Below are 26144 nucleotides of genomic sequence, written 5' to 3'. Positions count from 1 at the left end.
GGTATTTAAAACGTGATAAATATCAGGTTTGTAAAGAGTTGTTGGTTTTTGAATGTGATTTAAATCAAAATTTTCTTCAGCGACTCGGCGATGCTTCTCCACAAGAAGTTATAAAATGATTTCTCCTGAATTCTGTCTAGTTCTACAGCTGCTTTTTTGGCGTTATCATCAGAATCATTTTTTAATACCAAATTAGCAATAGCAGATTTGATTTTTGCTTCTTTTTCAGGGTTTTTCTTTTGGTATAATTTTACTTTCAAATCGTCATATTCCAGCGAAGCATTACCTGTGGCTGTAGCATCATTTCCATAAAAATTAAAATGATAATTACCAAAAGTTCCTGTAAACGAGGTATTCATATACGGCTTAGTGAATCTTGCCAGTGCTGCGACATCAAAGTTGGCAATGGTTCCCTGAATATGAAAACTATCTTTTTTATCTAAAATATTAAATCTCCAGTCAACATCTAATGGCGAATTTTTCATGAATCGACAATTGACTTTTATTTTTAAATCATCCGCTTTTTTTAAGCCAAAACCACTCTGGATATTGGTAGCCTGAAGATTAAAATGATCAAAGGTTAAAACGCCGGGTCCTTTTGTAAAATCAATTTCTTCCTCATAAACGAGTTTTGATTTCAGGACTTGCAGCGTATCAATTTTCAGCGGAAATTTAATTTTTCGTAGCAAAGCATTATAAAGGTATTTTTTGCTTAAATCATCTTTTGGCATTTTATTTCGATAGATATTAGCATCTAAGTGATTCGCCACAATAGAATTTGCCTTAAAGAAAAAACGATCATTTTTAAAACCCCAATCTATTTTCTCGACGCTGGCCGAATCGAGTTTTAAAGTATAAATATCTTTCTCCTTCTCTAATTTCTGAACAAATTCACGACGATTATATTCTGGTAAAAGAGCAAAATTTTTAACTTTTAAGAAATTCTTTTCGGTACTGATTTTTCCAATAGTAAGATGGTAAAATGCACTTGGCTTGTAGTACAAACTATCGCAAACCAAAGCATATTTTTGATACTCAACCGGGATTTTTTTCTTTAAAGTAGCATCGGTAATCAAAATACCTTCGAGTTTCAGGATGATGTTTTTGACACTCAAAATGGGTTTGTCATTTTTTAAAGCCACAACATCAATACTTCCTTCATTCAGATAAATATTCGAAACGGCTATAATTTTTCGAAACGGTTCAATAATCTGAGTCTTTATACTCTTACTGTTATTCAGAAGTTTGTTATTCTTTTTATATAAAATCACTTCGGGCTTATTGATAATGATACTTTCGGCCTGAATAATGTCCCGAAAAGCCAAATCCCAAATATTGAAATGTTTGATGGTAATCGATTCTATTTTAGTATAAATTCCGGTTTTGGCGGTAGTGTTTTTCAATTGATTTTTTGGATGAACCAATAAGGTTTCGGCATAGATGTTTCTTGACCAAAGTGAAACTTCTATCTTTTCATAATTGATATTATAAGCCGTTTTGTTTTTCTCGTGAATAAGTTTCGGTAATTGCTTTTTTATCCAAAAATTGAGACCAAAATTGACTAAAATCACAAAAAAGAAGACAGAAATTATTCCGATTGCTATTTTTTTATAGTTTGACATTTAGGGTATTGGTTTTAATTACATAAATTTAGGCTTTTATAAACAATTCTTTTTATAGGATTCTGTTTTTAAGTTATATCATTTCCAAAACGTTTATTTGCTTAGATTATCAAATATGAAAAAATTAAAAAAAGTAGTACTGGTGCTGGTGGTTATTATTGTGATGGCTGCCATAGGTTTATGTGCCTATATTTTTCATCTGAAACCCCAATACGAAGGTGAATTAAAACTCAAAAACCTCCAAAAAGAAACCACTGTTTACTTTGATGATTTTGGAGTGCCTCATATTTATGCTGCATCTGAAAAAGATGCTATGACAACTTTGGGTTACGTTCATGCACAGGAAAGATTATGGCAGATGGAATTGCTGCGCCGAATTGCACCAGGACGCTTGTCTGAAATTTTTGGCTCTGTAGCGCTTAAAAATGATAAATTTTTCTCCGGAATTGGTATCGAAGAAGCTTCGGCGAAAGCCATAGCAAAACTGGATAAAAATAGTCAGAGCTATCAAATGACGATGGCGTATCTGGACGGAATTAATCAATATCTTGACGAAGGCGTTACACCGGTTGAGTTTACTTTGGTAGGCGTAAAAAAAGAAAAATTTACGATAAAAGACGTTTATAATATTTTTGGCTATATGTCTTTTAGTTTTGCGATGGCTCAAAAAACAGATCCATTATTGACGGATATAAAAGCGAAATATGGGGCTGAATATTTAAAAGATTTAGGAATCGAGGGCGAGTTTAATACTACGCAAATAAAAAGTTCAAAAGAGCATCTTGAGGAATACACAGCCATTTCAAAGTCGGTTGCTTCGTTGTTGGATGCTTCTCCAATTCCGCCTTTTGTAGGGAGTAACAGCTGGGTTGTAGGCGGTACAAAAACAAAATCCGGGAAAGTTATTTTTGCCAATGATCCCCATATTGGGTTTTCACAGCCTGCCACCTGGTACGAAGCACATTTGGTTACACCAAAATTCGAATTATATGGCTGTTATCTGGCAGGAACGCCGTTTCCTTTATTGGCACACAATCGTGAATATAGTTACGGATTGACGATGTTCGAAAATGACGATATCGACTTTTATCAGGAAACCAATAAAGCAGATGATGCAAATCAATACCAAACACCAACTGGTTTCAGTACCTACGAAACCAGAAAAAAAACCATAAAAGTAAAAGATACTTCGGATGTGGTGCTTACGGTTAAGTCTAGCCGCCACGGACCGATTATGAATGATGTTTTGGCCAATTTAAAAAGCAAAAGACCAATTGCGATGTCATGGATTTATACCCAGCAGCCTATTCAGATTCTGGATGCCGTTTACGGATTATCTCATGCCAAAAGCAAAGAAGATTTTAAAAAAGGAGTACAATTAGTAGCTGCTCCTGGTTTGAATGTCATGTACGGGGATGCCAAAGGAAATGTGGGTTGGTGGGCAACAGGAAAACTATACAAACACAATAAAGGAGTTAATTCGTTCTTGATTTTGGATGGCGCCAGTGGTAAAGATGATATTGCAGAATATTTAGATTTTACTAAAAATCCATCGGCAGAAAACCCTAAATGGGGTTATGTATATTCAGCCAATAACCAACCGGAAGCGGTTGACGGGTATTTGTATCCGGGTTATTATCTGCCCGAAGACCGAGCCAAAAGAATTTCGGGATTATTAGATACCAAATCAGATTGGGATAAAGAAGCGATTAGCCAAATGATTTATGATAATACTTCGAGCGTGGCGACAACAACAGTAAAAAGTTTAATTTCGAATGTTAATCTGAAAAATTTAGATGCAGAGGGAAAAAAAATAATTGAAGTTTTGAAATCCTGGAAAGGAACCAATAATCTGGAAGATGTTGCTCCAACCATTTACAATAAATGGATTTATTTATATCTAAAAAATACTTTTGAAGACGAAATGGGTTCTGATGAATTTGATGTTTTTCTAGGCACTCATATCGGAAAACAAGTTATCGCCAGACAAATTGCTCTTGAAAATTCGGTTTGGTGGGATGACATTAAAACCAAAAATAAAAAAGAAACCAGAATCGAAATTGTTTCTAAGTCGTTTAACGAAGCGGTTTCTCAACTTAAAAAACAATTAGGAAACGATATTGCTGCCTGGAATTGGGGTAAAGTTCATACCGTAGAGCATGAGCATCCTCTAGGAAAAGTGGCTGCTTTACGCAAATTATTCAATGTTGGGCCATTCGATAGCCCAGGCTCAAATGAGGTAATCAATAATTTGTTTTTCGGATTTAATGATGAAGGAAAATATTATGTAAAAGGTGGTCCTTCGACCCGAAGAATTGTCGATTTCTCTGATATCGAAAACAGCTGGAGTATTTTACCAACAGGACAATCCGGAAATCCGTTCAGCAAACATTACGACGATCAGGCCGAAATGTACAATGCAGGAAAGTTTAGAAAAATGAAACTCAATAAAGAAGAGATCATTAAAACTTCGACAAAATTGGTTTTTAAACCCAAACCATAATTTGTTTTAAAAGCATAAAAAATCCCTTTGTTAAAATTGAATTTGACAAAGGGATTTTTTATGAAATCTATTTTACATATCGGCCTTCAACCAGTGATTTTGCAAATATTTCAAGGTTACTGGTAACTATTTTATTGGCAGTAATTACGTTTTGCGTCTGATAGCTGCTGTCTTTTTTGTATTTTGATAAGAGCTCTTCTAATTCTACTTCGTTATAAAAAGCAAACATATTATAAACGGCATCCCTGAAATTTCTAAAATTGATACTTCCAGTGATTTCGTTAGTTTTCTGGTCGTTCCATTTTTCTTTCTCGGCTGTTGCGTTTATTTTGGCTAAACAATAATCAGTAAAGTAAGTTTTGTAGTTTGCAGCTTCAATAATTTTATCGACTATAATTTTATTTTGCTGGGTTGGCATAGCAACCGGAGGAGGATTTGTTTGCGAAACACAAACAGCGGGAACAAATACGGATAATAATAAAACTAAAACGGAATACTTTTTTAAATAGCTCATAGGTTAATTTTAATAATTGTCAACAACTTTTGAGGTGTCAACAAACTTGATTTGGGACTGTAATACTGTTTTTTTGGGCAGGGCTAAAATAGTATTTTTTATGGTAAAAAAGATATTCTGAAATTACTTTTGGATAAAAAAATCACTTAATTATAAAAAGAAAAAAGCATCCACTTGCGTAAACAAGTGGATGCTTAGATTCTAAATCCGGACTGTCAGAGTCTGTAAAACTTACTTTTTATCTGTTATTTAAAATATTATTTCTTAGAGATTTCAGCCAGTATTTTTTTACCGTTTTCATTTGATGGATCCAGCTCAATAGATTTTGTATAGTTTACAATAGCCAGCTTTTTATTGCCATCTGCCAGATAAGCTTCACCCAGACTATCATAAGTATTTCCGGATTTTGGAAAAGCCTCGGTATTGATTTTAAAAATTTCGATGGCTTCTTTCTTTTTGTTGAGCTCCAGTAGTCGGTAGCCTACTCTGTTCATGTCGCTTTCTTTGATGCCATAAGTTGGATCGTTTTTTATTTTAGCATAAGCAGTATTACCAGCAGCAAGACCATCATTTGTAAAAATTTCAAGCAACTCAAAGGCCACTGATTTTTTAGGCAGATGATAAGGCTGATCGTATAAAATATTTCTAATCGCCTGATTCATTTCTTCTAAAACGGTTCCTCCGGTATTGTTCAGGATGACTACTAAATTTTTATCCGCCGGAATACGGGATATAATCGTGTTGAATCCATTTATTCCTCCGCCATGACTTATGGTTTTTACTTTAGAATTTTTCCCGTTAGCAACATCATTAATAAACCAGCCATATCCATAATGACCTCCGTCTGCCGGAATGTATTCTTTAAACAATAAATTCATAGAGGCTTCTGAAAGTAATTGTGTGGTATAAAGTGACTGATCCCATAAGTATAAATCTTCTACCGTTGAGTATAAAGAACCAGCAGAGTAGGGAACACTCATATCCAGATAGTCAGCATTAACGATTACTTTGCCTCTTTTTTCATAACCGGCGGCTCTGTTTTTTAGTATAATGTCGCTGTGGTCGTATCCTGTATTTGCCATTTTTAAAGGCGTTAAAATGGTTTCCTGCAAATAGTTCTCGTATGTTTTACCCGAAACTTTTTCGATAATATACCCTAATAAAATATACCCGGAATTACAATAATTAAATTTTTCTCCAGGAGTAAACTCAAGCGGCAGATCGCAAAATAATTTTGTCAGACCTTCAGGTGTATAAGGGTTTCTGCTTTTATCTCTAAAGAAATCCGGAAAAGAAGTGTAGCTCGGTATTCCGGAAGTATGCGTCATTAAGTGATGAATAGTGATTTTGTCTCCCGTAGCTTTTGGGTAATCCGGTAAATAAGTGGTAATAGGCACATCCAGTTTTAGTTTACCTTCTTCGGCTAACTTAATAATCAGGAAAGTGGTGAATTGTTTGCTGATAGATCCTAAGCGGAATTTAGTGTCAGGCTGATTCGGGATGTTCCATTCGATATTGGCATTTCCGAATCCTTTTTCAAAAATTACCTTTCCGTGTTCTGCGACCAGTACGGATCCGTTAAATTGGCCATATTCATTGTATTTGCTCATTAACTGTTCTATTTCTTTTGCCTTGTTCTGCGCAAACGAAAGCGGTAGTGTAAGAAGTGAAACAAAGAGGCTGAGTGCGATAAACTGAATTGATTTTGTTTTCATGATTGATGATTATTGATTGATTAATTGATTTTAGTTTTTTGATGTGATGATTGAAACTCTGTAGCGTTACTACTTTTGATTACTATTAAACCGATGTTCTAATTTTATTAGACGACAGTTTTTTTATTTGGTTTCAAAATCAATCCTTTATTTTTCATTTTATCAAAAAATCAAAAAAAGAGCAAACACTTAACAGCTTATGTATTGATTTTATGATCTTTCGAAATTTCATCATCAAAAAATCTTTTCTTTATTTAAGCACTATTTTCAATTCCACCCGGAAACGGACGGTAAGCATAATAATGCAAAACGTCTTCAATAGCCATTTTAAGGGCTTCATTTATGGGCAGCAAAGTCATGCCCATTTTATAATCAATTTGTTTCAGCTGCATATAATAATCGGTAAAAATGGGAACATATTTGCCTTTATTTATGACTTCTTCTGCAGCAGTAAAATTTTCGAGCTGTTCTTCCTTAATGATTTTACAGGTAACCAATCGTAGTTTTCCAAACTTATCCGTATTGGCAGCATAGCCAAAAAGCCGGCAAATCAAACCGCGATACGTGTAGTTACTACAGTTTCCTTTATGATTTTCTAAAACAGAAAGCGGACGATACAAAAAACAGGTTTTGGTCGAAGTCATGCTTAGTTCATTCAACATTTTTTCGGCTTCGCCATTCAAAAATAAATGAAAGGCCCACGGTAAAAATTCTAAAGGAGAAGCATCTATATTAGGAGTAGAGCAGCATTTACCACAACCTGAATTGCAAAACAAATGTGTTTCAAATTGAAAAGCAGTAATTTCAATTTCTAGTTTGTCAAATAATTCTTCAACCAACCGAACCTTTTGTTCTATTGCCATTTTTTTGGTAAGGTAGGCTAATAGAAATGGTTCGTGCTATAATCTGGATTTATTCTGAAAATAACTGCTTTTCAGAGATATTTATTTAAATTCTCCAAAATATTCCTGTTTTGTAGCTTGCCATTCATCCGAAATAATACTGTAATAAACATCATCTTTGCTTTTGCCTTCTGAATCAACATAATTATTTCTGAAAACACCTTCTTTTACAGCACCCAGTTTTTCAATAGCCCTTTGTGATTTTTTATTTTCAAAATCGGCACTGAATTGAATTCTCTTAAACTGAATATTCTCGAAACCAAAATTCAGTAGTTCATACTTGCAGGCTTTGTTTAAACCAGTTCCCTGAAATTCCTTTCCGTACCAGGTCCAGCCAATTTCGCATTTTTGGCTTGCGTGATTCAGATACCCATAGCGTGTACTTCCGGCAACTTTATTGGTTTTTTTGTCGATGATTAAAAAAGGATAACAAATCCCGGCTGCTTTTTGCTGCAGGGTATTTTGAATATAATTTTCGAAATCAGCTTCAGTACGGACATACATCCCCATATATTTCCAGATTTCATCGTCAAAAATAATTTCCTTAAGTGCAGCGTTTCTTTCGTTCTCAAAAGGAAGCAACAAAACGCGTTCGTTTTCTAAGATAATGTCTGTTTGTAGTAATTCGCTTTTCATAAATTCAGGTTGATGTTTTCTTAAGCGAAAATACTTTTTTTGGCGTTTTTAATAAATCCTTAAACGAAAGATTTTGTTATGAAACTTAAGATTACGGATGCCAGTACGAAGCAGGGTGGTTTATTTAAAAGCTAAAACAGGACTATTTCGAAAGGCATTGCCAATAGTCGAAATAGATTATTCTGTTTTCTTTGTAAATCCAATAATTGACATTAAGATGAAAAAAAAGCCAAAAAGAGCAAATACAAAACAGCTTATATATTTGTTTTCGGATCTTTCGAAATTATTTGCGGATAATTCTAAGTAATGAAACTCTTTCGATTCAACGCTTTCTACACTTATATATTCATTCGGAAAATATTTTTCAGATGTTGACAAAGAGTCCACCCGTATTATTTCTTTTCGGTATGTGGCTTTATCGATTCCGATAAAAATCGAATCGCCTTTCTTGATGTCCTCAATCAATGCCGTACGGCTGGTCGCCTTTAATGCATCACCGCTTATATAGAAAATGAACTCCGGATATTGTTCTAATTTAATTTCAACCGAACTGTGTTTCTTTTGAATGTATTTTATTTTTTTGGATGTTTTGTCCCCAAAAACTACGATGTCTTCAGACTTGATATCCTCTACTTGCAAAGCATTATAGGCGCCATAAAAAAACAGAAAGCATATTATTAAAAACAAAATAGCCAGTTTTTTTTCAAATTTTTTTGTGTTCAGTTCTTCTCGCTCTGTATTACGTGTTATATCTTTTGTTAGGACGTTTTTTAGTTCGGCATAATTTTCAAAATAGTCACTTAAGATTTTTGTTTTTTCGCCATTTTTAAAATACAGAACCATTTGTTCCCAATTCCCAAATTTTCCTTTGAGTTGTTTTTCAGTCCAGCTTTCCATTTCATTAAGAGCAAAAACCTTTTTTTCTTTCCTTAAAAAAGACCACTCGATCAGTTCTTTTTCTGTAATGCTGTAGTTTTTTATCGAAAGCAAATTCAGTATGATAAATACACAAATGATTAAAGATAAAATCATGAAAATCAAACAAAGGTATTTCGCATTGTTATCAGGTGTGTATTTTATAAAAGTGTAAATCGCAATAGAGAAGAAAAATAATAAACCAAAAAAATGGTCCTTCCAATAGTATTCTTTTTTCTTTAAGTGGAGCTGGTTTTGTGTCAATTTTTAGGTTTAAAATTTAATTTGGAAATACATTTTGATGAAGTAAATATAAAAAAGATACGTCTTTGGTTATATTTTATTTGTAAAACTCACCACTGGAAATTATTTGAAAGTGAGGCATATTCAAGGTGAGTATAATAATAGTTGCTGTAAAAATTATAAATGTAATGATGTCAAACTGAATAGGATATAATTTATTTTTATACCGATAATAGGGTCTTTTTTTGAAAAACTGAACGAAAATACAAATCGGAATGATTGGTATAAACAAGTATCCTATAAAATAAATGACCAGTCCACGATTAGTTTCGGCTTTAGTATAGTTTAAATAGTTGAATCCATTTTTGGATAAGGAATGGATTTTGTTTGAAGTTCTGGCAATTTCAAGCGTGTCACCAGAATCAATTTGAATGAAGTCGTCATATCGAAGAAAATTATAGTCAATTCCGGTAATTCGATATTCTCGTTTATCTCCTGTGAAATTTAATTTTACAAAATGTTCAGTGCCGCTTTTGCCATGACTTTCCTCATCAAAAAAAGGTTTTGACTGGAGGATAACAGTCTCTCTTATGAAGTTTTCCTGCGAAGTATCTATCTTATTCCCAGGCCATATTAATAAAGCAAATACCATAATCGATGAAAGAATGAGACCACCTCTGAATTCCTTTTTAGTTTCTAACCATTCATTATACATTCTTGTAAGGTATTTGTTTTTAAAGTTGGCTGTTCAATTCAAATAAGAGTTAAAAATCAGGTTTTCTTGTCTATTAACGTTTTCTCAAATGTATCTATTTTTAGCATTAATTAGTAATCCACCTAAAAAATTATCTTCTGAAGCTTGTTTGTTTAGGAGAGCTAGAACAGAAAACCCCGAAAAACGTCAAATTTGACGTCAAGGACGCCAAATTTGACATCAGGAACGTCAAATTTGGCATCAGGGACGTCAAGTTTGACATCAGGAACGTCAAATTTGGCATCAGGGACGTCAAGTTTGACATCAGGGACGCCAAATTTGACATCGAGAACGTCAAATTTGGCATCAGAGACGTCAAATTTGACATCAGCGACGTCAAATTTGGGGTTTTTGGTCTGGTTATAGGAGATTACAAGAAATCGTAAAACGCATCAAAGTGCGTTAGAGTAATATGGGGAGTTAATTTTCTACCAATGAAGCAATATACCTGCAAAAAATAATGCAATGCCCAAGGCCAGAATCGTAGCAATTAAACTGGCAATAAATACAACGATATTATTTCGGGATTTTTTGGTAATGAATTTTATGGTGTGATACGAAATTACGTAAACACCTATTAGTAAAATAAATAGAATTTTTTTAAAGATTGCTGTACAAATAATCAGAAACAGTGCGCCCAGAACGGCTCCAATCAAAGTGCCTGTAATGCTTCCGACAATGGTATTCGAATTGATTTCCTTGTCTGCAAGTAGAGCAGAATGTTCGATAAACTTTCTTTCGATTAAAGAATCAAGTTCTTCTTTGGATAAAATTTCGGAGGTAATAGCTTGTTTAATGAATTCTACATCAGCGCCTACAAAGTTTTTGCAGCCATCATGTACTTCCTTGCTTATCCGGCCAATTTCTTTTTTGTTCTTTTCGTTGCTTTCTTTTCGTTTCAGAAAAGTTTCCATGCCGCCTCTGTTTTCTATTTCGACTAAAATGTCTGGATTGGCTTTTCCGGAATAATCGATCATGGTTGAATAAGAATCCAGTAATTCATCATCAGAATATTTGGTGTAATTCATGGATAGGTTGAGGTTTATTTGGAGTGGGTACTAAGTTGCTAGACTTCGTGTGCTTTGGGATTTGGATCTGCTTAAAATACTGCTAGTTATTGCCTTGTTTTTTCAAAAGCGTTTTGAAAATATAAAGAATATAAATAACCTGTAAAACGACAAAAATTATAAAAATATACTTAAATGTTTCTAATATACCCAAGATTTCTGTAACAGTATGTTGAGTATAAATTCCCTGAAAGTAAATTTCAGGACATTTGATTAACAAAGCAAGTATTGTTGTAATTATAAAATGGATGATGACAATTTTTTTAGAATGCTTATTATTCCTTTTTTTGAGCTTCCAGTAAATGAACGAATCTATGAGGAACAGCAAAATTATCGTAGGTATAATTACATAATGTGTTGGAAATATAGTTGTGTTCCAACCCGGAACAACCGATGATGCGAAGTCTAATGAATATGAATTAGATACAAATAGAATTATAAGTAAAAGTAAAAATATAATGAAGAAAAATTGTTTCTTGTTTTGCATAGTGTTTATCAAGGTTACAGTTAACATTCTGTACTACATTGGGTTTGGGACTATGTTAAGCTCTATTTTCGGATTTGCCAAATCATTCCAAATACAAAACTAATTTTCCATTAAGCCAAATGCCCAAATCCGTTGGAGTAGCTGTTGGTGGTAGTTTTTATTTAATTTTTAGAATTTTGTCTAGCCAATCTTCTCTTTCAGTTACCACGCCAAGTGTTTTATGGTATCTCAGTCCTGAAATTTCAGCGTTTGCATTTTGTTCTGCTAGTTCTGCATAATGCTTTGCTTTATCTTGTCTATTGTTATGTTTATTTACTATTGACAAAATAGAATTCACTTTATATTTCGCTATCGGAAACAAAAGCCCTGAATATCGTTCAAGTAATATGTTTTCAACATCATCAAATTTTTCTACTTTGTTGGTTTTGATAATCAGCTCTGAATAATCTAAGTATGCTTGTGTTTTAACGTTGGGATGAATTTGTTCAAAATCAAGTGCTTGTTTATAGTAGTCAATTGCAATTTTATAGTCATCGAGCTGTTGGTAAATATTGCCAAGAGTGTGCAAAGCCGAACCTTTATTAAAATTGTCGTTTGGATATTCCGCCAGCATTTTATTTAGCAAAGTTTCAGCAACGACCAATAGTTTTTTGTCGTTGGTATAAACTAATTCAATGGCTTGTATTTTTAAATATTGAGCTCGTCCATCTTTTCTTGCTCGTCCAAGTTTTGCAAAGAATTCTTCTTCATCTATTTTCGTCCAAGTTTTTCGTCTATACCAATCTATCATTTCTATTAATTGTTAAGTTTCTTTCGTGGCAAAATTACCGCCAACTTGTTTATACCAGCAATAAAATGTCTCCAATCTAGCCAATTTTTGATAGTTTGGATAATGTTCATTGCGTATTATTGTTCCCTTCAAATATATTTATTTTTCCTATTAAACCGTAAATAAAATAAGTTTTCTTATGAAAATAACTGCCGCATGAGGGATAGGAGCGGCATCTCCCGATTTAGAAAAACAAGGCTTTTTTGCCGTAGTTTTTGTTAATCGGGAATACAGCGGATAGCCCGACCCCGCTTTTTTTGGCGGGGACATGCCCATACCATTATAAATATTTCCTTTATTTTTAAGCTTTTGTGTATTTATTACTTATTTTTACGAACTTATATTTAGATTTTCCTTGATGCAAACTCCACTTAAAATTGCTATTGTAGGTTCTGGATTGGTTGGATCCCTATTAGCAATTTATCTTAAAAAAGAAGGTCACACGGTTCATGTTTATGATCGTAGTCCTGATATTCGTAAAATAAATTTTTCGGGTCGTTCGATCAATCTGGCAATGTCTAACCGAGGCTGGAAAGCACTTGATGGCGTTGGCGTAGGCGATCCGGTGCGCGAAATCGCAATTCCGATGGACAAACGGGCAATACATTTGGTCGATAAACTCAATTTTCAGAATTACGGACAAGACGGAGAAGCGATTTATTCGATTTCAAGAGGAACGCTGAATCGTAAAATGATTGATCTGGCGGAGAATGCCGGTGCCGAATTTTATTTCGACCAAAAAATCTGGGATGTAACACTGAGTGATGCTACTTTGCACATTGGCGAAACCGAAAGAGGCGAGTGGGAGGAACGAAAATACGATATGGTTTTTGGTGCTGATGGGGCGTTTTCGAGAATCCGTCACAGAATGCAGCGCCAGAGCATGTTCAATTATTCGCAGGAATTCCTGAATATGGGGTATAAAGAATTAAACATTCCGGCCAATGCCGATGCGACTCATAAACTGGATAAAAATTCGTTTCATATTTGGCCACGCGGCGAATACATGCTGATTGCGCTTCCTAATCTTGACGGAAGTTTTACCTGTACGTTATTTATGCCTTTTGAAGGCGAGAATTCATTTGCGTCACTTACAGATCGCAAAATGGTCGAAGATTTCTTTGAGAAAAACTTTCCGGATTCGATAGAAGTGATTCCGAAACTGGCCGAAGATTTCTTTAAGAATCCAACCAGTACATTGGTTACCATGAAATGTTTCCCCTGGACATACGAAGATAAAATTGCGCTGATTGGTGATGCCTGCCATGCGATTGTTCCGTTTTACGGACAGGGTATGAATGCCGGTTTTGAAGATATTACCGTTTTGAACGAAATGATCGAAAAATACGGAAACGACTGGAAGACCATTTTCTCTGAATATCAGATTTCCAGAAAACCCAATGCCGATGCAATTGCAGAACTTTCATACCGAAATTTCATGGAAATGAGCACTAAAACTGCCGATGAGAAATTTCTGCTTCAAAAGAAAATCGAAAAGCTATTCTCTGAAAAACATCCTGACAAATGGATACCTTTATATAGTAGGGTAACTTTTAGTGATCGCCCCTATGCCGAAGCTTTGGCAATTGGGGATTTTCAGGACAATATTATGAAGCAAATTCTACGAATCGATAATATCGAAAATATCTGGAACACACCCGAAATCGAAAATAAGATTTTGGAGTTGTTGAACGCATAATTTTTTAAACCATATAAGTGATATAAGTAAATTAAAACTTTGCGCTTAGGTTGTCTTTGCTGAATTCTATTTGTATGAATAAGTGATATAAGTAAATATAATGTTTTTCGCACAGAGAAAAATGAACTTATTTCACTTATATGGTTAAATATTTTTTTTAAACTATATAAGTGATATAAGTAAATTAAAGCTTTGCGCTTAGGTTGTCTTTGCTGAATTCAATTTGTATGAATAAGTGATATAAGTAAATATAATGCTTTGCGACAGAGAAAAATGAACTTATATCACTTATATGGTTAAATATTTTTTTTAAACTATATAAGTGATATAAGTAAATTAAAGCTTTGCGCTTAGGTTGTCTTTGCTGAATTCTATTTGTATGAATAAGTGATATAAGTAAATATAATGCTTTGCGCACAGAGTAAAATGAACTTATATCACTTATATGGTTAAATATTTTTTTTACTTTTTGAATATTTTAGAAAGTACTCCAAAAACACCTCTTATAAAGGTAGCGCTCGTAACGACTTTCAATACCGATTTCCCTACCACACTTGCTGTGCTCGGCTCAGATTTTGATGATTTCGTTTCGGCTTGTTCTTCTTCGGCTGCTGCGCTGGCCTGATTGGCTTCTTCTATCTTTTTGTTTAGTATTTCGTAAGCACTTTCACGATCCATTTCTTCACTGTATTTTTTTACCAGTTTCGATTTTGAGTTGATATCTTCGATTTCATCATCGCTCAAAATGTCCATTCGGCTTTGTGGAGCACGCATCATGGTAGCAACCAGCGGAGTAGGGACACCTTTTTCGTTTAGCGCAGTAACCAAAGCTTCTCCAATTCCTAAACTCGTCAGTAATTCATCGGTTTTATAATAATCAGACGTTGGGTAATTGTCAGCTGTTTTTTTAATCGCTTGTCTGTCATTGGCTGTAAAAGCTCTCAGGGCATGCTGGATTTTTAAACCTAACTGTGCCAGAACACCACTCGGAACGTCCATAGGGTTTTGCGTTACAAAATAAACGCCAACACCTTTAGAACGGATCAGTTTTACGATAGTCTCTATTTGTTCCAATAAAGCTTTGCTCGCTTCGTTGAATATCAGGTGTGCTTCATCAATAAAAATCACTAATTCGGGTTGGTCAGCATCTCCTTTTTCAGGCATTTGCTGGTAAATCTCTGCCAATAAACTCAGCATAAAAGTCGAAAACAGTTTTGGTTTGTCCTGAATATCCGTCAGGCGGATGATGTTTACGTATCCTTTTCCGTTTTCGTCGATCCGCATCAAATCGTCAATTTCAAAAGACAATTCGCCAAAAAACAGATCACCGCCCTGTTGTTCGAGTTCAATTATTTTACGAAGAATAGTTCCGGTCGTTGAGGTCGAAATCTTACCATAGTTTTCAGCAATCTCCTCTTTGCCTTCTTCGGTAATATAATTAATGACTTTTTTAATGTCTTTTAAATCCAATAAAGGCATTTTGTTATCATCGCAATATTTAAAGATTACAGCAACAACTCCAGCCTGGGTATCATTCAAATCCAGAATTCGCGAAAACAGCACAGGCCCAAACTCAGAAACAGTCGCACGCAATCGAACACCGTTTTGTTTAGACAGTGACATTAGCTCAACAGGAAATGAGGCTATAGTATAAGGTAGGTTTATTTTGGTATGACGATCTGTAATAAAACCTTCTTCTTTTCCTTCTTTGGCAATCCCACTAAAATCACCTTTAATATCCATCATCAAAACCGGAATTCCTGCATTTGATAATTGTTCAGAGAAAACCTGAATCGTTTTGGTTTTACCGGTTCCGGTTGCGCCGGCAATAAGACCGTGTCTGTTTAAGGTTTTCAACGGGATTTTTACGTGAGCCCCGGCTATTGCTTCACCGTCTAAAATTGCACCTCCCAAAGTGATGCTTCCCCCTTTAGATTGGTAGCCATTGGTTATATCTTTAATGAAATTATCTTTTTTATTCATGTTTTTATTTGTAATTTAGAGGGTTATAAGTATTTCGCTGGTTTTTTTAACATTAATGATTCATTTTTTTTAGTAGGAAAAAGCTTTTTTAGTGGTAAAACGCAACAAAAAACAATTTCGCAACTTTTTAAGAAGATATCAATGGATTGTTTGAATATTTACTAAAACGTTGTAATTTTTATATTATTTGCCCTTTTTTTTGTTTTATCAAAAATAGGAGTTAAACAAATTAATGAGATATTTTTTAATTTCAAGTTAAATTTGCTTCAATAAAATTAAAAAAAGTTTTTTTATTTAAACTAAACGTATAAATTTGCTCCTCTACAAGTTAAATATAACTAAAAAATAAAATTATTTAAAACTATTAAAATTTAAAAAAAAATGGCAAACGTTAAAGTTAAAAAAGAGAGTACTTCAAATGGAGGAGGAATGATTTCAGGAATCATTATTTTAGCATGTGTTTTTGTTGGATGGTTAATTTGGCAATTCGTTATGGGAGCTCCATCTAACTTTGAAGGTGGAACAGTTGAAGGACGTCCATTAAACACACTAGGAATGGTTTATCACGGAGGATTTATCGTGCCAATTTTATTAGGTATGTTGTTAATGGTTATCGTATTCTCTTTTGAGAGATTCTTTGTTATTTCTAAAGCTGCTGGAAAAGCTAACTTAGATACATTTATGAAAAATGTACAAGGTAACATTAAAGAAGGAAACATCGAGGCTGCTATCGCTGCTTGTGACAAACAACAAGGTTCTGTTGCAAACGCAATTAAATCTGCTTTGATTAAATACCAAGACGTTAAAAAAGAAGGTTTCAACAGTGAAGAGGCTTCAGAAGTAATCCACAAAGAAATCGAAGAGGCTACTTCATTAGAAATGCCAATGTTAGAGAAAAACATGACTATTATCTCTGCTTTAGTATCTTTAGGAACTTTAGGAGGATTATTAGGAACTGTATCAGGGATGATTAAAGCGTTTGGTGCGTTAGCTTCTGCTGGAACTCCAGACCAGGCTGCACTTGCAAACGGTATTTCTGAGGCACTTATCAACACTGCAACAGGTATCTCTACATCTATTTTTGCAATTATTGCTTACAATTTCTTTACATCTAAAATTGATGATTTAACTTACTCTATCGATGAGGCTGGTGTTACTATCGTAAACACTTACAGAAAATTCAGAGGAAGTTTGAAACAATAATCATTTTTGATATTTAATTATAAATTATCAAAATAAAATAATAAAAGAGAATGGCTAAAATAAAAATGAAAAAAAAGTCGGCATCGACAGATATGACTGCGATGTGTGATGTTGCATTCCTTTTGCTTACGTTCTTTATTTTGACTGCTACAGCTAAAGTGCCTGAAGCACTTCCAGTTGACACGCCTTCTTCTACTGTACTAACTAAAATGCCAGATACAGATTTAGCAATTATTACAATTGGTAAAGGAAAAGATGGAGTTAGTAAAGTGTTTTTTGACATGAAAGGAAGAGAGTTGCGTAAAGAAACTCTTGCTGGAATGGGAACAAAATTAGGTGTTGAGTTTTCAGAAGAAGATAAAGCGAAATTTGCATTAATGGACGACTTCGGTGTGCCTCTTGCAAATTTGAAACAGATCATTGATATGAAAGCTGCTGACAGAAGTAAAGCGCCTCAGCCGGGAATTCCAATGGATTCTTTAGATAATCAATTAAAAGATTGGTTGTTGGTTTCTAGAAGAGCAGCAATTGATCTTAGTGGAGGAACTAAAGAATTGCAAATTGCTATAAAAGGTGATGCAAAAGAAGATTATCCAAAAATCAAAAAAATTATGGATATCTTACAAGATCAAAAAATTAATTCCTTTAGCTTGGTTACAGGTATGAGAGGGAAAGACTTTTAATTAATAAACATACACTAAAATGGCTGAATTAAATACTAACGACAGTGGCGGCGGAAAAGGTGGTAAGGTAAGAAGTAAAAAGCAAAACTCTAAAGTAGATTTAACTGCGATGGTAGACTTGGCATTCTTATTGATCACATTCTTTATGTTGACTACGACGTTGTCAAAGCCTCAGGCGATGCCTCTAGGTTTGCCAGATAAAGATCCAAAAGCAGATGAGAAACCTATGAAAGTAGATGAGAAGAGAACGATGACTATTATGATGGGTGAGAATAATAAACTTATCTATTATATGGGATTGTTAGAAGCTCCTATTGCTGGTCCTAAGGATATTGCTTACGGAAAAGAAGGGATTCGTAAAGAATTATTGTCTCGTAAAAAATCAGTAATTGAATATACTGGAAATAAAGACAAAGGAATTATTGTTATCATCAAGCCAGGTAAGAAATCAAAGTATAAAAACCTAGTTGACATTTTAGATGAAATGGCAATCAGTGGAGTTGGTACTTATGCAATTGTAAATGATTTTCTTCCTAAAGAAACAGAATTGTTAGAGAAAAAATAATTTTTTTATTTTTTTTATAACCTAATAATCAAGAAAAATGAAATTAGATATTATAAAAAATCAGTGGCTTGATATCGTATTCGAAGGACGTAATAAGATTTATGGCGCTTATGAGTTAAGAAAATCAAATACCAAAACTACGGTAAGAGCACTTATCATTGGTTCTGTTATTTTTAGCTTAGCTGTTGCTGCACCTCTTATTATTAGTCTAATACCGAAATCTGAAGAAGCGGTAGTAGCGAACGAGATTAAGCTTACTAAGATAAAGTTACCTCCTAAAAAACAGGAAGTAAAACCGAATCTTCCACCACCTCCACCGCCGCCACCTAAAGTGGATCAGGTGAAGTTTGTTAAACCTGTTGTTGCAAAAACCGAGGAAATTACTGAAGAGCCACCAAAAATTGTGGAACTTGAAAAAAAGAAAATCGGTTCTGAAACTATCAAAGGAGATCCAGATGCAGTTTTAACTGTTGATGAACCAGTAGGAAAAGGTCCTGTTGCTGAGATAGTACAAGAAGATAACAACGTGTATAACACAGCTGGTATCGAAGTAAAACCAGATTTCCCTGGAGGAATGGAAAAATTCTACAAATTCGTAGGAAATAACTATAGAACTCCTGAAGAAGAAGGTTTAAAAGGTAAAGTATATGTTACTTTTGTAGTTGAAAAAGACGGTTCTTTAACCGACATTAAAGTTCTAAGAGACATTGGTTATGGCACAGGAGCAGAAGCAATTCGCGTTCTTAAAAAATGTCCAAGATGGAGTCCGGGAGAACAAAATGGTAAAAAAGTGAGAGTACTTTACTCTTTGCCTATTACGATTCAATCTGCAGAGTAATGTTTAAAGAATTGCTTAATAACATTCAGAAGAAATCGCTCTTTGGGCGATTTCTTCTTGTTTTAGGAATATTGTTTTTTTTGATTTATCTTGTGCTGGGATTAATGATTATGTTTTGGGATAAGCTTCCTATAAACATGGATCCTATCTACAGATATGCTTTTGGTAGTTTACTAATAGTATATTCAGGAATACGGTTTTTAAGATTGATAAATTCTAATAAAGAATAATTATGTTGAAATACGGTAAAGTTTTTGGATTAATCATTTTCGTTTTTTTGTTTGCTATGTGTAACCAAAAAAGCAAAAATGATTCGAATAAAGATACGATACTGAAAGGGGCTATAGATATTGTCGTTGATGAAACAGTTAAACCAATTGTGGATGACCAGATAGCTGTTTTTGAAGGAACGTATTACGATGCTAAAATTTCAATTCAGCCAAAATCTGAAGCTGAAGTAATTAATGATTTATTGAATCAAAGAATTAATGTTGGTATTACCTCACGAAAACTAACTCAAGAGGAACTGAATATATTTGCTAATAAGAAAATAAATCCTAGAATTACTCCTTTTGCAATAGATGCTATTGCATTTATTTCGAATAAGAGCAATAATGACACTTTAATTGCGTTGAAATCTGTAATCGATTTTATGCAAGGGAAAAAAGATTCGAAAATTAAAGGCTTAGTCTTTGATAATCCTAATTCAAGCACAGTTCGTTATATGAAAGAATTGGCGAAAGTAAAAGATATTCCTACTAGCGGTGTTTTTTCTTTTAAAACCAATGAGGAAGTAATGAAATTTGTTGCAGACAATGACGGTATGATTGGGGTTGTGGGTGTAAATTGGCTTTCGCAACCTTCACCTAATATGCTGGAAATTGTAAAAAAAATACATGTTTTAAGTGTAAAAGGATTGAAGGATGATCAATATTATAGTCCTTCGCAAAATGACATTGCCGAACAAAAATATCCTTTGGCACGTGAATTGTATATCATAAATTGTCAGGCATATTCTGGATTAGGAATGGGGTTTGCTTCATTTATTTCCGGGGATATCGGACAAAGGATAGTTTTGAAATCTGGTTTAATGCCTGTAAGAACTCCAGGCAGAAAACTTCTAATTAGAAATCAAATTATAAACGATAAAGAATAAATTAATTACAATTAATATGAATAAATTTAAAATTTTTAGTATTGCCTTATTAGCGACTACTGTTGCAAATGCGCAAGATCTAGACCAAGCCAAAAAAGCAATCGATGCAGAGCAATTCGATAAAGCTAAATCATTATTAAAGTCAATTATAAAAGCGAAACCATCTGACGGAGAAGCAAATTTTGTTTTAGGGAATGTGTACCTCAATCAATCTGTTGTTGATTCAGCTAAAATTTATTATCTAAATGGATTAGAAGCAGCAGATGAAAAACACTTAAACTATATTGGTTTAGGTCAATTGGATCTTGACAATAAAAACACAGCTTCAGCTCAGGCTAATTTCGCTTTGGCTACAAAAGAAATGAAACGTAAAGATGTAAATGAATTCATTTACATTGGTAGAGCTTATATGAACTCTGCAAATCCTGATTATAAAAGTGCTATTACTGTTTTGCAGCGTGCTTTAGCGATTGAACCGCAAAATGCAACAGCTCTTTTAGCAATAGGAGATGCTTATTACGGAGCAAGCAATCAAAATGACGCGTACAAAGCATATCGTGATGCTTTTACTGCTGACAATAAGTTATTAAGAGCAAAAATGCAATTAGGAGTTTTGTTAAAAGGAGCTAAATCTTATGATGAAGCTATTAAATCTTTTAATGAGGTGATTGCTTTAGACGCTAACTATGGCCCTGTTTACAGAGAGTTGGCTGAAACCTATTACAAATGGGCTAGAAATAAGCCTTCTACTTCAAAAGTTAATTTAGAGAAAGCAATTACAAACTACGAGAAATATTTAAGTCTTACGGATTATTCTTTAGATTCTAAAATGCGTCACGCAGATTTCTTAATCCTGGTTAAAGACTATAAAAGTTTAGAGGTAGTTGCTAATAAAATGATTGCTGAGGATAAAGTAAATCCTAGAATTTTCAGATATTTAGGTTATGCGGCTTACGAAAATGGTAACGTTGATGTAGCTATTAAATCTATCGAAGATTTTATTAAAGTACCAACAAACAAAGTAATTGGTAGAGATTATTTGTATTTAGGTCTTGCAAAAATTAAAAAAGGAACTAATGCTGAAGGTGTAGTAGATCAGGCGGCTTTTGATGCTGGTTTAGTTGATATTAAAAAAGCAATTGAGTTAGAACCTCTAGTTGTAGAAGAATTGGCTGATTTTGGAAAAGAATTGTTTGGTAAAAAACAATACGAACAAGCGGCTGCTATTTTTGAACTAGGAGCAGCTAATGCTGAATCTAAAAACTATTTAGATGATGCAGTATATTACGGAATCTCTGTTTATTATGGTAATGCTGGTAAACCTGCAGAAACTCGTAATGTAACTGAATTACAAAAAGCGGATGCGATGTTTGATAAGATCCTTACAGCTTCACCAACTTATGACGAAGCTTACATTTATAAAGGAAGAATTAATAGTGTGTTGGATAAAGACGACATGATTATTAAAAATTATGAAGAGTATGCTAATAGAATGACTGCGAAAGGTGCTGAAGAGATGGCAAAACCTGCAACTGTGAAAAAGGTTGTAGAGTCTTATAACGCTATTGGTGCTGCTTATGCTAACACTGACAAAGCTAAAGCGGTTGAGTATTTCAACAAAACTTTAGTTTTAGATCCAACTAATAAATATGCTAGTGAGTCTGTAAAAGCTTTAAAATAATATAGTTTTTCTATAAATATAAAACCGATAGTTCTTTGAGCTATCGGTTTTTTTATGTTCCGTATTTAATTGACTATCTTTGCACTTTAAAATAAAATAATGTTATCAAAAGAAATACAATTAGAAGTAAATAAAGGAGCAATGTTGCCTTTGATGGAAGAGTTTTACACCATTCAGGGAGAAGGTTTTCATACTGGAACCGCTGCTTACTTTATACGTATTGGAGGTTGCGATGTAGGTTGTCATTGGTGCGATGTGAAGGAAAGTTGGAATGCAGAATTACATCCGCCAACAAGTATCGATTTAATTGTAAAAAACGCTTCAACTTATGCAGATACCGTTGTAGTCACTGGAGGAGAACCATTAAGTTGGGATATGACTTTGTTGACACAGCAATTAAAAGATAAAAATCTAAAAGTGCATATCGAAACTTCAGGAGCCTATCCGTTATCAGGTTCCTGGGACTGGATTTGTCTTTCGCCAAAGAAAAACAAATTGCCAACGCAGACGGTTTATGATAATGCACACGAATTGAAAGTGATTATTCACAACAAGCACGATTTTATTTTTGCCGAAGAGCAAGCAGAATTGGTAAATAACAATGCAATTTTATTTCTTCAGCCGGAATGGAGCAAAAAAGAAGAAATGACTCCACTAATTGTAGATTATGTAATGAATAATCCAAAGTGGAGAGTATCATTGCAAACACATAAATATTTGAATATTCCTTAATTCAGGATTTAGATATAAACAAAAAGCTCTTCAACTGAAGAGCTTTTTTTTGTGCTTAACACGCTTTAGAATAAAATTAAAAACTCTTATTTCCAATTTTTATATTTTTTCAAAGTAGTAATGTGTGCCAAATGATGGTTTCCATGCCAGGCGTAGGTTGCAATAATCTGCTTTAATTTATATTTCGAATTGTTTTCTGGGTGAATGAATGATTTTTCTAGATCATTTTCAGATAAATTTCGCATAATATAACCTAATCTAAAATGCAATCCTTCCAATAAAGTTAGTGTTGGTTGAATAGGCATTTTTAATCCATCAGGCAAATCAGACCATAAAACTTCGTCATAAGCTTTTATTACTGGATTGTTTTCGGTCAAAGTCCATTTAATTCTGATATAACAATTCATGTGACTCTCTGCACAATGATGAATCACCTGCCGAACGGTCCATCCGCCTGGACGGTAAGGTGTGTCAAGTTGTTCGTTTGTCAAATGAATAGTTTCTGCTTTTAATCGTTCTGGAAAAGTTTCAATTTCTTGAATTTTACCCAGAATATATTCAGAAGAATAATTTTCCGGAGCTACAAATTTTCCTATTGGGTATTTTAATTTTTCTAAATCAACATTTTCCATCAATTGAATATTTTTAAATTTAAATCGAAAGTTTAGCTAAATAATCATAATGTTCGCCTTCTAAAACCAGTTCACATTTCAATCCGTTGGCAATGGCGGCATTTTGAAGGGTGTTATAATCTAAATACAACCAATCGAAAGGTTCTTCTTTTTCGCCTTTGTATGAAATACTAAAAACCAATTCGCCGTAATATTCCTTTTCTGAAGGAATCCATTTTCCGCCATCTTCATCTTCGTCAAACATATAAATAATATCAGAACTGTCAATCAGGATTTGTCCGCCGGGATTCAATAGCGATTTTAGTTTAGATAAATAGTTGTTGCAGTTTTTCAGCTTTCCAAAAATTCCAGTTCCATTCATTAATAAAAGAATAGTATCGAATTTTTCTCCTTCAAAATCTAAAATATTCTTTACATAAGTATTTTTTAAACCTCGAAGCTGACAGGTTTCAATTGCTTTTTCAGAAATATCAATTGCGGTTACCTCTAAATTTCTGTCATTTTGTAAAGTCAAACCATGACTTCCGGCTCCGCAGCCAACATCCAGAACTTTTCCGCTAGCCATTTGCAAGGCTTTTTGTTCAATTTTTGGCATTTCATCGTAGGAGCGAAATAAATATTCAACACTCATTTCGTCTTCTTCAGAAATTGAAGTTTCAGTAATCAGGTTTTCTGGCGAATTATGGGTCTGGAAATCATACATCGCTTTCCCAAAAAGGTCTTTCATCGTATTTTAGTTCAAAGTTTAAGGTTTCAAGTTCAAAGTTGTTTAATTTTGCAGTTCAACTTCAAAATCTAAACTTGAAACAAATTTTAAATAACTTACAAAAGTTAGCCAAAGATAAGCATATCGAAAACAAAAAGTATTTTGATAAGCTGAAAAAGAAACAACCTAAGAATTTAGATTACGTGATGCAGGATTTGCATGATGCCGAATTTAAACGAACAGATTGCCTGCAATGTGCTAATTGCTGTAAAACAACAGGGCCGCTTTTTACATTGGCCGATATCGAGAGAATTTCAAAATCTTTCAGGCAAAAGCCACAGCAATTCATCGAGCAATATCTCAGAATTGATGAAGACAAAGATTATGTTTTAAAAAGTGTTCCTTGTACTTTTCTGGATAGCGAGAATTATTGCATGATTTATGATGTACGTCCAAAAGCTTGTAGAGAATTTCCTCATACAGACCGGAAGAAATTCAATCAAATTACAGATTTGACCTTAAAAAATGTCGCCATTTGCCCTGCAGCTTATAATATTGTCGAAGAAATGAAAAAGAAATTGCCTTTATAATCGTATTTTTGAAAGCTAACATTAGACAACTCAACAATTGAATTTAGAATATTTTATCGCCAAAAGACTCATCACTGCCAAAGATTATAAAAGCAGTATTTCAGCACCCATTATCAAAATTGCCATTTCGGCAATTGCGATTGGTATTATAATGATGTTGGTTTCAGTAGCAACCGGAATTGGTTTGCAACAAAAAATTCGTGAAAAAGTTTCGGCTTTCAATGGTCAGGTGATTATTTCGAATTACGATAACAATAATTCTGAAGTAACGCTGGCTCCAATTTCTAAAAAACAAGATTTCTATCCCCATTTCAAATCGGTTCCAGAAGTAAAACACATTCAGGCAATCGCAAGCAAAGCCGGAATCATCAGAACCGAAAATGCTTTCGAAGGAATAATTTTCAAAGGAGTAGGGGCAGATTATGATTGGAACAATATAAAAGAGTATTTGGTCGAAGGTAAATTACCTGATTTTTCAAAAGACCTAAACGAAGATGTGATCATTTCACGATTTCTTGCCAACAGACTTAGTTTAAAAGTTGGAGATAGTTTTAATACATTTTTCATAAAAGAAGAGCAAGGAAAATTGCCTAATAGCCGCCGATTCAAAATTTCAGGTATTTTCAATTCAGGATTTCAGGATTTCGACGCTACTTATATATTGGGAGACATTCGTCACATTCAAAGAATCAACAAATGGAGTCCTGATCAGGTTGGCGCATTCGAAGTTTTTGTAAAAGATTTTGACCAAATCAAAACAACAGGAGATAAGATCTACGAACAAACATCGTCTAATTTAGATACCAAAACCATTATCGAAAAATACAGTTACATTTTCGATTGGTTGCAATTGTTCGATTTTAACATCATCGTAATTTTAGGCGTTATGATATTGGTAGCGACTATAAATATGGTAGTTGCCTTGTTGGTCCTTATTCTGGAGCGCACACAAATGATCGGTATCCTAAAAGCATTGGGCGCTAATAACTGGACTGTCCGCAAAATATTTCTTTATAACGCCTTTTACCTAATTATAAGAGGACTCTTTTGGGGTAACCTAATCGGGATTTCAATTTTACTTATCCAGCAATATTTTGGAATAGTATCGCTAAATCCAGAAAATTACTATGTCAACCAGGCGCCGGTTTATATAAATTGGCTGTATGTAGTATTGTTAAACCTACTTACTATTACAGTTTGTTTTATCGTGTTGTTGATTCCTTCTTATATAATAACAAAAATCTCCCCCGTTAAAGCCATTCGTTTCGATTAATAAAGATTGTCAGCCTTAATCACCAGCAGTTTCTAAAATTCTGGTTGCGTAAATTTAGAATTTCGTTCTATTTTTAAAATTTTGTTTTCAGGAGCTATTTCCCGCTATCCGCTTCAATCTTTTGTGCCGAACCCCGGCACAAAAGGATTTCCGCTTCTATCGGGGCTAGGGCATCCGTTTTCAAAAGAACGCTTTATAATTAATGAGATTTCGGAA

General features: G+C 33.9%; 23 protein-coding genes. 11 read left to right on the top strand and 12 right to left on the bottom strand.

Annotated features, from left to right (window positions below; all coding sequences use genetic code 11):
* Window positions 1-59: 59 nt before the first annotated feature.
* Entirely contained in the window at window positions 60-1622 is a 1563-nt protein-coding gene (locus GON26_RS03315; protein WP_160373311.1) for a hypothetical protein, read from the bottom strand.
* Between the two features lie 115 nt (window positions 1623-1737).
* On the opposite strand from GON26_RS03315, the gene GON26_RS03310 reads away from it, so the two are divergent.
* A complete protein-coding gene (locus GON26_RS03310; protein WP_160373310.1) occupies window positions 1738-4125 on the top strand; it encodes a penicillin acylase family protein in 2388 nt (795 codons plus the stop codon).
* Window positions 4126-4192: 67 nt separating this feature from the next.
* Here the strand turns inward: GON26_RS03310 and GON26_RS03305 are convergent, their stop codons facing one another.
* The 8 genes from GON26_RS03305 to GON26_RS03270 all read right to left on the bottom strand — a co-directional run bounded on the left by GON26_RS03305 (window position 4193) and on the right by GON26_RS03270 (window position 12148).
* Window positions 4193-4639 carry a hypothetical protein gene (locus tag GON26_RS03305; protein ID WP_160373309.1) on the bottom strand — a complete coding sequence of 149 codons (447 nt, stop codon included), beginning with the start codon at window positions 4637-4639 and terminating at the stop codon, window positions 4193-4195.
* A gap of 257 nt (window positions 4640-4896) precedes the next feature.
* A complete protein-coding gene (locus GON26_RS03300) occupies window positions 4897-6354 on the bottom strand; it encodes a serine hydrolase domain-containing protein (protein WP_160373308.1) in 1458 nt (485 codons plus the stop codon).
* Between the two features lie 254 nt (window positions 6355-6608).
* Window positions 6609-7217 carry a YkgJ family cysteine cluster protein gene (locus GON26_RS03295; protein ID WP_160373307.1) on the bottom strand — a complete coding sequence of 203 codons (609 nt, stop codon included), beginning with the start codon at window positions 7215-7217 and terminating at the stop codon, window positions 6609-6611.
* An 81-nt stretch (window positions 7218-7298) separates the two neighbouring features.
* Complete coding sequence (locus GON26_RS03290) at window positions 7299-7892, bottom strand: GNAT family N-acetyltransferase (RefSeq protein ID WP_160373306.1); 594 nt, start codon at window positions 7890-7892, stop codon at window positions 7299-7301.
* A 177-nt stretch (window positions 7893-8069) separates the two neighbouring features.
* A complete protein-coding gene (locus GON26_RS03285; protein ID WP_160373305.1) occupies window positions 8070-9071 on the bottom strand; it encodes a hypothetical protein in 1002 nt (333 codons plus the stop codon).
* 76 nt (window positions 9072-9147) lie between these two features.
* Window positions 9148-9765, bottom strand: coding sequence for a nucleoside/nucleotide kinase family protein (locus GON26_RS03280; RefSeq protein ID WP_160373304.1), 618 nt, complete (start codon window positions 9763-9765; stop codon window positions 9148-9150).
* A 467-nt stretch (window positions 9766-10232) separates the two neighbouring features.
* Window positions 10233-10832: a hypothetical protein gene (locus GON26_RS03275; protein ID WP_160373303.1), complete on the bottom strand. Its 600-nt coding sequence runs from the start codon at window positions 10830-10832 to the stop codon at window positions 10233-10235.
* A gap of 683 nt (window positions 10833-11515) precedes the next feature.
* On the bottom strand, window positions 11516-12148 hold the full coding sequence (locus tag GON26_RS03270) for a tetratricopeptide repeat protein (RefSeq protein ID WP_160373302.1): 633 nt from the start codon (window positions 12146-12148) through the stop codon (window positions 11516-11518).
* A gap of 397 nt (window positions 12149-12545) precedes the next feature.
* Between GON26_RS03270 and GON26_RS03265 the strand changes: the two genes are divergently transcribed.
* Window positions 12546-13886 carry an FAD-dependent oxidoreductase gene (locus GON26_RS03265; RefSeq protein WP_160373301.1) on the top strand — a complete coding sequence of 447 codons (1341 nt, stop codon included), beginning with the start codon at window positions 12546-12548 and terminating at the stop codon, window positions 13884-13886.
* Between the two features lie 462 nt (window positions 13887-14348).
* Here GON26_RS03265 and GON26_RS03260 read toward each other — a convergent pair whose 3' ends face one another.
* Window positions 14349-15869: a helicase HerA-like domain-containing protein gene (locus GON26_RS03260; RefSeq protein WP_160373300.1), complete on the bottom strand. Its 1521-nt coding sequence runs from the start codon at window positions 15867-15869 to the stop codon at window positions 14349-14351.
* A gap of 381 nt (window positions 15870-16250) precedes the next feature.
* Here GON26_RS03260 and GON26_RS03255 point away from each other — a divergent pair, with 381 nt between their 5' ends.
* From GON26_RS03255 to GON26_RS03220, 7 genes are all read left to right on the top strand, one after another.
* Window positions 16251-17072 carry a MotA/TolQ/ExbB proton channel family protein gene (locus GON26_RS03255; protein ID WP_160373299.1) on the top strand — a complete coding sequence of 274 codons (822 nt, stop codon included), beginning with the start codon at window positions 16251-16253 and terminating at the stop codon, window positions 17070-17072.
* Window positions 17073-17122: 50 nt separating this feature from the next.
* Entirely contained in the window at window positions 17123-17755 is a 633-nt protein-coding gene (locus tag GON26_RS03250) for an ExbD/TolR family protein (protein WP_160373298.1), read from the top strand.
* A gap of 19 nt (window positions 17756-17774) precedes the next feature.
* The gene (locus tag GON26_RS03245) at window positions 17775-18320 is read left to right on the top strand and encodes an ExbD/TolR family protein (protein WP_160373297.1); all 546 of its coding nucleotides are present in this window, start codon (window positions 17775-17777) and stop codon (window positions 18318-18320) included.
* Window positions 18321-18357: 37 nt separating this feature from the next.
* Complete coding sequence (locus tag GON26_RS03240) at window positions 18358-19158, top strand: energy transducer TonB (RefSeq protein WP_160373296.1); 801 nt, start codon at window positions 18358-18360, stop codon at window positions 19156-19158.
* 232 nt (window positions 19159-19390) lie between these two features.
* On the top strand, window positions 19391-20314 hold the full coding sequence (locus tag GON26_RS03230; RefSeq protein ID WP_160373294.1) for a PstS family phosphate ABC transporter substrate-binding protein: 924 nt from the start codon (window positions 19391-19393) through the stop codon (window positions 20312-20314).
* A gap of 16 nt (window positions 20315-20330) precedes the next feature.
* Window positions 20331-21995, top strand: coding sequence for a tetratricopeptide repeat protein (locus GON26_RS03225; RefSeq protein WP_160373293.1), 1665 nt, complete (start codon window positions 20331-20333; stop codon window positions 21993-21995).
* A gap of 99 nt (window positions 21996-22094) precedes the next feature.
* Window positions 22095-22727 carry a 7-carboxy-7-deazaguanine synthase QueE gene (locus tag GON26_RS03220; protein WP_160373292.1) on the top strand — a complete coding sequence of 211 codons (633 nt, stop codon included), beginning with the start codon at window positions 22095-22097 and terminating at the stop codon, window positions 22725-22727.
* An 86-nt stretch (window positions 22728-22813) separates the two neighbouring features.
* Here the strand turns inward: GON26_RS03220 and GON26_RS03215 are convergent, their stop codons facing one another.
* Window positions 22814-23359 (bottom strand): YfiT family bacillithiol transferase, encoded by a 546-nt coding sequence (locus tag GON26_RS03215; protein WP_160373291.1) that lies wholly within the window; start codon window positions 23357-23359, stop codon window positions 22814-22816.
* Between the two features lie 19 nt (window positions 23360-23378).
* Window positions 23379-24086: a class I SAM-dependent methyltransferase gene (locus GON26_RS03210; protein ID WP_160373290.1), complete on the bottom strand. Its 708-nt coding sequence runs from the start codon at window positions 24084-24086 to the stop codon at window positions 23379-23381.
* 74 nt (window positions 24087-24160) lie between these two features.
* Between GON26_RS03210 and GON26_RS03205 the strand changes: the two genes are divergently transcribed.
* Both GON26_RS03205 and GON26_RS03200 read left to right on the top strand, forming a co-directional pair.
* Window positions 24161-24655, top strand: a complete 495-nt coding sequence (locus tag GON26_RS03205; RefSeq protein WP_160373289.1) for a YkgJ family cysteine cluster protein — start codon at window positions 24161-24163, stop codon at window positions 24653-24655.
* Between the two features lie 37 nt (window positions 24656-24692).
* Complete coding sequence (locus GON26_RS03200; protein ID WP_160373288.1) at window positions 24693-25928, top strand: ABC transporter permease; 1236 nt, start codon at window positions 24693-24695, stop codon at window positions 25926-25928.
* Window positions 25929-26144 lie beyond the last annotated feature (216 nt).

The organism is Flavobacterium hydrocarbonoxydans, from assembly GCF_009789235.1.
Taxonomy (GTDB): Bacteria; Bacteroidota; Bacteroidia; order Flavobacteriales; family Flavobacteriaceae; genus Flavobacterium; species Flavobacterium hydrocarbonoxydans.
Note: the sequence above shows the minus strand (reverse complement) of the source record. Positions and strands in the feature narration are given on the sequence as shown.

Excerpts from the sequence above, each read along its gene's own strand:
- GON26_RS03225 (WP_160373293.1), top strand. The coding sequence starts at position 20,331 with ATGAATAAATTTAAAATTTTTAGTATTGCCTTATTAGCGACTACTGTT.
- GON26_RS03265 (WP_160373301.1), top strand. The coding sequence starts at position 12,546 with ATGCAAACTCCACTTAAAATTGCTATTGTAGGTTCTGGATTGGTTGGA.
- GON26_RS03220 (WP_160373292.1), top strand. The coding sequence starts at position 22,095 with ATGTTATCAAAAGAAATACAATTAGAAGTAAATAAAGGAGCAATGTTG.
- GON26_RS03295 (WP_160373307.1), bottom strand. The coding sequence starts at position 7,217 with ATGGCAATAGAACAAAAGGTTCGGTTGGTTGAAGAATTATTTGACAAA.
- GON26_RS03315 (WP_160373311.1), bottom strand. The coding sequence starts at position 1,622 with ATGTCAAACTATAAAAAAATAGCAATCGGAATAATTTCTGTCTTCTTT.
- GON26_RS03210 (WP_160373290.1), bottom strand. The coding sequence starts at position 24,086 with ATGAAAGACCTTTTTGGGAAAGCGATGTATGATTTCCAGACCCATAAT.
- GON26_RS03270 (WP_160373302.1), bottom strand. The coding sequence starts at position 12,148 with ATGATAGATTGGTATAGACGAAAAACTTGGACGAAAATAGATGAAGAA.
- GON26_RS03215 (WP_160373291.1), bottom strand. The coding sequence starts at position 23,359 with ATGGAAAATGTTGATTTAGAAAAATTAAAATACCCAATAGGAAAATTT.
- GON26_RS03245 (WP_160373297.1), top strand. The coding sequence starts at position 17,775 with ATGGCTGAATTAAATACTAACGACAGTGGCGGCGGAAAAGGTGGTAAG.
- GON26_RS03280 (WP_160373304.1), bottom strand. The coding sequence starts at position 9,765 with ATGTATAATGAATGGTTAGAAACTAAAAAGGAATTCAGAGGTGGTCTC.
- GON26_RS03240 (WP_160373296.1), top strand. The coding sequence starts at position 18,358 with ATGAAATTAGATATTATAAAAAATCAGTGGCTTGATATCGTATTCGAA.
- GON26_RS03275 (WP_160373303.1), bottom strand. The coding sequence starts at position 10,832 with ATGAATTACACCAAATATTCTGATGATGAATTACTGGATTCTTATTCA.
- GON26_RS03305 (WP_160373309.1), bottom strand. The coding sequence starts at position 4,639 with ATGAGCTATTTAAAAAAGTATTCCGTTTTAGTTTTATTATTATCCGTA.
- GON26_RS03310 (WP_160373310.1), top strand. The coding sequence starts at position 1,738 with ATGAAAAAATTAAAAAAAGTAGTACTGGTGCTGGTGGTTATTATTGTG.
- GON26_RS03290 (WP_160373306.1), bottom strand. The coding sequence starts at position 7,892 with ATGAAAAGCGAATTACTACAAACAGACATTATCTTAGAAAACGAACGC.
- GON26_RS03300 (WP_160373308.1), bottom strand. The coding sequence starts at position 6,354 with ATGAAAACAAAATCAATTCAGTTTATCGCACTCAGCCTCTTTGTTTCA.
- GON26_RS03230 (WP_160373294.1), top strand. The coding sequence starts at position 19,391 with ATGTTGAAATACGGTAAAGTTTTTGGATTAATCATTTTCGTTTTTTTG.
- GON26_RS03260 (WP_160373300.1), bottom strand. The coding sequence starts at position 15,869 with ATGAATAAAAAAGATAATTTCATTAAAGATATAACCAATGGCTACCAA.
- GON26_RS03255 (WP_160373299.1), top strand. The coding sequence starts at position 16,251 with ATGGCAAACGTTAAAGTTAAAAAAGAGAGTACTTCAAATGGAGGAGGA.
- GON26_RS03250 (WP_160373298.1), top strand. The coding sequence starts at position 17,123 with ATGGCTAAAATAAAAATGAAAAAAAAGTCGGCATCGACAGATATGACT.